10 protein-coding genes are annotated in these 7618 nt (G+C 65.3%); 8 read left to right on the top strand and 2 right to left on the bottom strand.

Translation table 11 applies throughout. The features are described from left to right. Window positions 1-305: 305 nt before the first annotated feature. Both rpsT and mutM read right to left on the bottom strand, forming a co-directional pair. A complete protein-coding gene (gene rpsT, locus SPYCW_RS18575; protein WP_120218405.1) occupies window positions 306-569 on the bottom strand; it encodes a 30S ribosomal protein S20 in 264 nt (87 codons plus the stop codon). A 187-nt stretch (window positions 570-756) separates the two neighbouring features. After that, window positions 757-1569 carry a bifunctional DNA-formamidopyrimidine glycosylase/DNA-(apurinic or apyrimidinic site) lyase gene (gene mutM, locus SPYCW_RS18570; RefSeq protein WP_120218404.1) on the bottom strand — a complete coding sequence of 271 codons (813 nt, stop codon included), beginning with the start codon at window positions 1567-1569 and terminating at the stop codon, window positions 757-759. A gap of 94 nt (window positions 1570-1663) precedes the next feature. On the opposite strand from mutM, the gene SPYCW_RS18565 reads away from it, so the two are divergent. Genes SPYCW_RS18565 through SPYCW_RS18530 form a run of 8 tightly spaced genes read left to right on the top strand, consistent with a single transcriptional unit; the run spans window position 1664 to window position 7498 of the window. Beyond that, window positions 1664-2401, top strand: coding sequence for a class I SAM-dependent methyltransferase (locus SPYCW_RS18565; RefSeq protein ID WP_120218403.1), 738 nt, complete (start codon window positions 1664-1666; stop codon window positions 2399-2401). Continuing rightward, complete coding sequence (ubiB, locus tag SPYCW_RS18560; protein ID WP_120218402.1) at window positions 2398-3942, top strand: 2-polyprenylphenol 6-hydroxylase; 1545 nt, start codon at window positions 2398-2400, stop codon at window positions 3940-3942. Before SPYCW_RS18565 ends, ubiB begins: the two co-directional genes overlap by 4 nt. 31 nt (window positions 3943-3973) lie before the next feature. Beyond that, complete coding sequence (locus SPYCW_RS18555) at window positions 3974-4231, top strand: type II toxin-antitoxin system CcdA family antitoxin (RefSeq protein WP_120217995.1); 258 nt, start codon at window positions 3974-3976, stop codon at window positions 4229-4231. Then, window positions 4219-4515 carry a CcdB family protein gene (locus SPYCW_RS18550; RefSeq protein ID WP_120217994.1) on the top strand — a complete coding sequence of 99 codons (297 nt, stop codon included), beginning with the start codon at window positions 4219-4221 and terminating at the stop codon, window positions 4513-4515. The genes SPYCW_RS18555 and SPYCW_RS18550 overlap by 13 nt, the downstream gene beginning before the upstream one ends. A gap of 4 nt (window positions 4516-4519) precedes the next feature. Next, a complete protein-coding gene (locus SPYCW_RS18545) occupies window positions 4520-5884 on the top strand; it encodes a bifunctional phosphopantothenoylcysteine decarboxylase/phosphopantothenate synthase (RefSeq protein ID WP_120217993.1) in 1365 nt (454 codons plus the stop codon). Next, a complete protein-coding gene (gene dut, locus SPYCW_RS18540; RefSeq protein ID WP_120217992.1) occupies window positions 5856-6395 on the top strand; it encodes a dUTP diphosphatase in 540 nt (179 codons plus the stop codon). The genes SPYCW_RS18545 and dut overlap by 29 nt, the downstream gene beginning before the upstream one ends. Beyond that, window positions 6396-7145 carry a HesA/MoeB/ThiF family protein gene (locus SPYCW_RS18535; RefSeq protein ID WP_120217991.1) on the top strand — a complete coding sequence of 250 codons (750 nt, stop codon included), beginning with the start codon at window positions 6396-6398 and terminating at the stop codon, window positions 7143-7145. Next, on the top strand, window positions 7133-7498 hold the full coding sequence (locus SPYCW_RS18530; RefSeq protein ID WP_120217990.1) for a DsrE family protein: 366 nt from the start codon (window positions 7133-7135) through the stop codon (window positions 7496-7498). The genes SPYCW_RS18535 and SPYCW_RS18530 overlap by 13 nt, the downstream gene beginning before the upstream one ends. Window positions 7499-7618 lie beyond the last annotated feature (120 nt).

Below are 7618 nucleotides of genomic sequence, written 5' to 3'. Positions count from 1 at the left end.
AAGGCCGACGACGCACCTGTCTAGTCAGGGCAAAGCGAGTCGAGCAAGGGGCGGTGGTGTAAAAATACTGAAATAAAAATCTTGACTCGGCAGGGGCGCCAGAATCACGTCAAAGTCACATTTTTAGCCTATTTATTAGATACTTAAATGTGACATTCGCGTTGCAGATCAACGAATCGCCGTAAATCCGTCACTTACCGCGCTGCAACACATTTGCCATCGTCCGGTCACAATATCGGGCACAAAAAAAGACCCGTTGGCAGGATGCCGACGGGTCTTTTTTGTTCCCTTTCGGGACAGCGCAATCAGGCGATCGCGTTGACGCTCTTGGTCAGGCGCGAGAATTTGCGCGCCACGGTGTTCTTGTGCAGCACACCCTTGGCAACGCCGCGCGCCATTTCGGGCTGCGCCGCCTTCAGCGCGGTCGCCGCGGCATCCTTGTCACCGGCGATGATCGCATTCTCGACCTTCTTCACCAGCGTGCGAATGCGCGAAACGCGATTCTTGTTCACGATGGTGCGCGCGGTGTTGCGGCGGATGCGCTTTTTTGCCTGGGGCGTATTGGCCATAAATTCCTCGGTTTTCAAACGGTCTAAGTCGGTCGGAGCACAGCGTCACCGGAGCAGCCGAATCGCGCGTAACGTGCGAATCAATGTCCGGATACGGCCGGTTCCGGAACACCGGACCCTGCTCGAAGGGTGCGCCCATAGCCAGCAAGGCCGCTTTGGTCAATGCATATTGCGCCGATTTCCCGCATCAACGCTGGCATTTGGGGCAGTAGAAGGTCGATCGCCCGCTCTGGACGAAGCGCGCGATCGTGCCGCCGCATTCGCAGCCTTCGCCCTCGCGGCCATAGACGCGCCAATCCTTGGCGAAATAGCCGAGTTCGCCATCGGGCTGCTTGTAATCGCGCAGCGTCGATCCGCCCGCAGCGATCGACGCCTCGAGCACCGCCTTGATCGCGGGGACCAACGCCGCGAGTTTGGCGCGCGACACCTCGGCGGCGGGCTTGGCTGGATGGATGCGCGCCATGTTGAGCGCCTCGCACACATAGATATTGCCGAGCCCCGCGACGATCGTCTGGTCGAGCAGCATCGCCTTGATCGGGGCGCGCCGCCCCGCGAGCACCCGCGCCAGATAGGCGACGTCGAAGGCGTCAGACAAGGGTTCGGGGCCGAGGGTGACGAAGGCCGGGAAACCGGTGAGCGGATCGCCTGCGACCAGATCGACCGATCCGAAGCGGCGCGGATCGTGGAGCATCAGCCGCTGCCCCGCCGCGGTGTCGATCAGCAGATGATCGTGCTTGCCGGGTTCGCCCGCGCCGATCCGCCAGCTCCCCGACATGCCAAGGTGAAAGATCATATGGTCGCCGCGGTCGGTCGCGATGATGCCATATTTGGCGCGGCGCGACAGGCCGGTGACGATCGAGCCGGTCAGCCGCTGCGCGAGATCGACGGGGAACGGGCGGCGGAGGTCCGGACGCAGCGTCGACACGCGCACCAGCCGCTGGCCGCTGAGGTGCGGCGTGAGGCCGCGCACGGTGGTTTCAACCTCGGGAAGTTCGGGCATATCGCGCATCGTGCTACGCGCCATTTGCTTGCGCTTCAACCCTTGGCTAAAGGCCGATCAGACTTCGCTTCTCCCCCGCAAAGGCGCCGCCACGATGACCACCACCGATACCGTCAGCTTTGGCTATGAACAGGTTCCCGCGACCGAAAAGACCGCCAAGGTCGGCGAGGTGTTCAGCCGCGTCGCGCGCAAATATGACATCATGAACGACGCAATGTCGGGCGGCATGCACCGGCTGTGGAAAGACCGCTTCGTCCGCCGGGTGAAGCCGCGCGAGGGCGAGGCGATCCTCGACATGGCGGGCGGCACCGGCGACATCGCGTTCCGGATGGAGCCGTCGGGCGCGAGCATCACCGTCGCCGATATCAACCCCGACATGCTGGGGGTCGGGATGGAGCGCGCGGCGGAGCGCGGGATCGACACGCTGGTCTGGTCCGAGCAGAATGCCGAGACGCTGTCGTTTCCCGACCAGTTTTTCGACGCCTATACGATCGCTTTCGGCATCCGCAACGTCACCGATATTCCCGCCGCGCTGAAGGAAGCCCACCGCGTGCTGCGCTACGGCGGGCGCTTCTTCTGCCTCGAATTTTCGACCAACGAATGGCCGGGCTTCGCGCAGGCCTATGACGCCTATTCGCACCACCTCGTACCCAAGCTTGGCAAGCTGATCGCCGACGACGAGGACAGCTATCGCTATCTGATCGAATCGATCCGCCGCTTCCCGCCGATGCCCGAATTTGCGCAGATGATCCGCAAAGCAGGCTTCACCGCGGTGAAGGTCGAACCGATCCTGGGCGGGCTGGTCGCGATCCACAGCGGGTGGAAGGCTTGACCCGTCCCGTCACCCATATCCTGCGCCTGCTGAAATGGGGCCGCATCCTCGCGCGTCATGGCGCGCTGCGCGGGATCGAGACCGCGCCGCAGACCCCGCCGGGGGTCAAGCGGCTGTGCCGCATCGCGCGCTTCGGCACGGTGCAGCCGACAATCCCCGATTACGCCGCGGCGTTTCAGGCGATCGGCCCCGCCGCGGTCAAGCTGGGCCAGACGCTCGCGACGCGGCCCGACCTGGTCGGCGAGGAAGCGGCGCGCAACCTGCTGAGCCTGCAGGACGCGCTGGCTCCGGTGCCGTTCGAGCGGATCCGGCAAGAAATCGAGTTTGTGTTCGAAGCGCCGCTGGAGAGCCTGTACCGCGAATTCGACCCCGACCCCGTCGGATCGGCGTCGATCGCACAGGTTCACCGCGCGGTGACCACCGACGGTCGCCAGGTCGCAGTGAAGGTGCGCCGCCCCGGCATCGACAAGCAGTTCGCGCGCGATATCGAAACCTATGAATGGGCGGCGGCGCATCTGGAGGCGCTGGGCGGCGAAGCATCGCGGCTGCGCCCGCGGCAGGTGATCGCCAATTTCCGCCGCTGGACCTTGCGCGAACTCGACCTGCGCCGCGAAGCCGCCTCGGCGTCCGAGCTCGCCGACGCGATGGTCGGGGTGCCGACCTATGAAGTCCCGGCAATCGACTGGGACCGCACGACCAGCCGCGTGATGACGCTGAGCTGGATCGACGGCATCAAGATTTCGCGCCGCGATGCGCTGATCGCGGCGGGTCACGACATGGAGGCACTCGCCCGCAACCTCGTCCACGCCTTCCTGCGCCAGGCGATCGCCGAGGGGTTTTTCCACGCCGACATGCACCAGGGCAATTTGTTCGTGAAGGCCGACGGCACGATCGCCGCGGTCGATTTCGGGATCATGGGGCGGATCAACCGGCAGGCGCGCTACTGGCTCGCCGAAATCCTCTATGGCCTGACCACCGGCAATTATCGCCGCGTCGCCGAGATCCATTTCGAGGCGCAATATGTACCTGATTATCATAATGTCGAGGAATTCGCGACGGCGCTGCGCGCGGTCGGCGAACCGATGCGCGGCAAGCCGGTGAGCGAGCTCAGCGTCGGGCAGATGCTCGACGGCCTGTTCGCAATCACCCGCGATTTCGACATGCAGACCCAGCCGCACCTGCTGTTGCTGCAAAAGACGATGGTGATGGTCGAAGGCGTCGCGACGATGCTGAACCCGCAGATCAATATGTGGGACGTGTCAGGCCCGTTCGTGAAGGAATGGATCCGCGATGAACTCGGCCCCGAGGCCGCGCTCGCCGATGGGCTGCGCGAACAGGGCAAGACGCTGGCGCTGATCCCCGACATCATCCGCCGCCTCGACGAACAATTGCCGCGCAAGGGCGCCGCGCCCCCCGCGCCGCCGCTGCCCGACATTCCGCTGATGTGGGAACGAGGCGAGCGGCGGGTGTGGTGGCGTTATGTGCTGACGGCGGTGGTCGGGGCGGCAGCGGGTGCGGGCGTGCTCCAGTGGCTCGGTTGACACGCAGACACTATGCGCATATTTTTTGCGCATGAATAAGGTCCATCGTTTCGCTGCCAGCCGAAAGCCGACCAACGTCACGCTGCCCGCCGACCTCGTGTCCGAAGCAAAGCGGCTCGGCATCAATGTTTCGCAGGCGTGCGAAGTCGGGCTGGCCGATGAAGTTCGGAAAATGCTGGGCGAGGAATGGAAGCGCGAAAATCGGGAAGCCATGGAATCGTCCAATGAATATGTGCGCAAACATGGCCTGCCGCTGGCGCGATATCGGGATCGCTTGTGGCGCAGCTAGATGTGTTCCAAACCGATCAGGGTGAATATCTGCTCGACTTCCAGTCGAACACGCTCGACCATTTGAACACGCGGTTCGTGATCCCGCTCGTCCGTCCGGACGACGGCCCCAAGCTTGCCGAACGGCTTAATCCGATCTTTTCCATCGATGGGGAACCCATGGCGCTCTACACGCAATTTGCGTTGACGGTGCCAGTGAGCGAGTTGAAGAATTTTGTGACATCTCTGTCGGATCAGCATTATCTCGTGATGTCGGCGATCGACATGCTGATCACGGGCTATTGAGATTATGAACACCCCCCGCATCCTGCTCATCATCGGCGGCGGCATCGCTGCTTACAAGAGCATCGAGCTTGTCCGCCTGCTCTGCAAATCGGGCTATGTTGTGCGCTGTGTCCTTACCCGCGCGGGCGAGCAGTTTGTGACGCCGCTGACGCTCGCGGCGCTGTCCGAGAACAAGGTTTACACCAATTTGTTCGACCTCAAGGACGAGGTCGAGATGGGGCATATCCAGCTCTCGCGCGAGGCCGACCTGGTCGTCGTAGCGCCCGCGACCGCTGATTTGCTGGCGAAGATGGCGGCGGGCATCGCCGATGACCTCGCCACCACGCTGCTGCTCGCCACCGACAAGCCGGTGCTCGCGGCGCCCGCGATGAATGTCCGCATGTGGCTGCATCCGGCAACGCAGCGCAATGTAGTGACACTGCGTGGCGACGGAGTGACGGTGCTGGACCCGGACGAGGGCGAGATGGCGTGCGGCGAGTTCGGGCCGGGACGGCTGCCCGAGACGGCGGCGATTTTTGCGGCGATCGAGGCGGCGCTCTCTTCTCCCCTCCCGCTTGCGGGAGGGGTTGGGGGAGGGCCTGTTGCGTCGTCAGTCTTGCCATTAGACGATTCCGGCCCTTCAGACATGCCCTCCCCTAGCCCCTCCCGCGAGCGGGAGGGGGACTTGAGGGGCCAACCCGACTTTGCGCCCGAAAACCATCGCCCGCTTTACGGCCGCCGCATCCTGATCACTGCGGGACCGACGCATGAGCCGATCGACCCGGTGCGCTACATCGCCAACCGGTCGAGCGGCAAACAGGGTTTTGCGATCGCCGCTGCCGCCGCGGAAGCGGGGGCCGAGGTGCTGCTGATCGCCGGTCCGGTCGAGCTGCCGACCCCGCCGGGGGTGATCCGCGTCGACGTCGAAACCGCGGTCGATATGGCCGAAGAGGTGCGGCAAGGGCTGCCCGTCGATGCGGCGATCATGGTCGCCGCCGTCGCCGACTGGCGGGCCGCCGATACCGCCACGCAGAAGCTCAAGAAGGACGGCAGCGGCGCCGTGCCGCCGCTCGCGCTAGCCGAAAATCCCGACATCCTTGCCGGCGTCGCCCGATCGCCCGACCGGCCACCGCTGCTGATCGGCTTTGCCGCAGAGACCAACGACGTCATCGCGCATGCCGAGGCGAAGCTGGCGAAAAAGGGGTGCGACTGGATCGTCGCCAACGACGTCGCCGCCGACCCGATGGGCGGCGAAAGCAACCGGGTGCATATCGTTAGCAAAAACGGGATAGACAGCTGGGACCGACTGCCGAAAGCCGTCGTCGCCCGCAAATTGATGGAAAAGATCGCCGATGAGCTCGATGCGCGTAGCCCCCGCCAGCCCAATTGAAATCCGCATCCAGCGCCTGCCCAATGGTGGCGGCCTGCCCCTGCCCGCCTATGCCAGCGACGGCGCGGCGGGGATGGATGTCGTCGCCGCCGAATCGCTGACGATCCGCCCCGGCACCCGCCATGCAGTGGCCACCGGGTTCGCGATGGCAATTCCGCCCGGCTATGAAGTACAGGTGCGCCCGCGCTCGGGGCTGGCGCTCAAACATGGCATCACCTGCCTCAACACACCGGGGACGATCGACAGCGATTATCGCGGTGAAGTGAAGGTAATCCTGGCCAATCTGGGCGAGGACAATTTCGACATCAAGCGCGGCGATCGCATCGCGCAGTTGGTTCCCGCGCCCGTCCAGCGGGCGACCTTTGCCGAGGTAACGACGCTCGACGAGACCGCGCGCGGGGCGGGCGGTTTTGGATCGACCGGGGTCGAAAGCGAGCCCGTCGACGAAACCGCCGACGCCGCAGGACTGGCCTCGCTATCGGGGATCAAGACCCGGCGATCGAGCGAGTAATTGCTCAGCGACGCCGAACTCGACCGCTATGCGCGCCAGATCATCCTGCCCGCGTTCGGCGGCGCGGGGCAGGCGAAGCTGAAGGCGGCGCATGTCGCGGTGATCGGCGCGGGCGGCATCGGCTGTCCGGCGATCACCTATCTCGCGGCGGCGGGCGTCGGCAGGCTGACGATCATCGACGACGATGTGGTCGAATTGTCGAACCTCCAGCGCCAGCCGCTCTTCACCGATGCCGACATCGGCGCGGGCAAGGCCGAGGTCGCGGCGGACGCGGCGCGGCGGATCAACCCGCATGTCGAGGCGGCCGCAGTGTCCAATCGGCTGGACGAGGCGAACGCCACCACGCTGCTGACGAACACCGACCTGATCCTCGATGGGTGCGACAATTTCGCGACCCGGCTGACGGTCAACCGTGCCGCGGTTACCTTGCAGACCTCGCTGCTCAGCGCCGCGATCGGGGCGTTCGAGGGGCAGGTCGCGCTGTACCAGGGCTGGCGCGCCGACAGCCCGTGCTACGCCTGCCTGGTCGGCGACGATCCCGACCGGCCCGGGATCAACTGCGCCGAAACCGGGGTTATGGGCGCGCTGGCGGGCATGATCGGGACGATGGCGGCGCTGGAGGCAGTGCGCGCGCTGACCGGCTGGGGCTCGGCCTTGACGGGGCGGCTGGCAATCATCGACATGCTCGACCGGCGCTGGCGCGAGGTGGCGGTGCCCAAGGATCCGGAGTGTCCGATATGCGGGGGCTGAACATCATCGTCGCATCGGCCGATGGCGAGCGCTTTTACGCCGCGCTCGAGGCGGCGGCGGCCGCGGCCGCGCTCGGGCGACCGGCGCGCATCTTCCTGCAAGGACCAGCCGCGGCGCTGCTGCGCACCCCCGTCGCCTTTGCCGGCGATGCGGCGCGGCGCGCGGCAGGGCAGCCCGATCTGGTGTCGCTGATCGCCGAGGCGATGGCGATGGACGTGCGGCTGGTCGTCTGTCAGTCGGGCATGGCGCTGACCGGCATGACCGCGAGCGAGCTGGTGCCGCAGGTGCGCACGGGCGGGCTGGTGAGCTTCATGGCGGAGGCGGGACCGGACGATCAGTTGGTGGTTTATTGAATAACTGATCCTCCCTGTGGCGAAGCCATGGGGAGGGGGACCGCTTGCGAAGCAAGTGGTGGAGGGGCAGCAACGACAGCGCAAATGCCCCTCCGTCAGCGCTTCGCGCTGCCACCTCCC

It is taken from the genome of Sphingopyxis sp. EG6 (assembly GCF_003609815.1).
Classification (GTDB): domain Bacteria; phylum Pseudomonadota; class Alphaproteobacteria; order Sphingomonadales; family Sphingomonadaceae; genus Sphingopyxis.
Note: the sequence above shows the minus strand (reverse complement) of the source record. Positions and strands in the feature narration are given on the sequence as shown.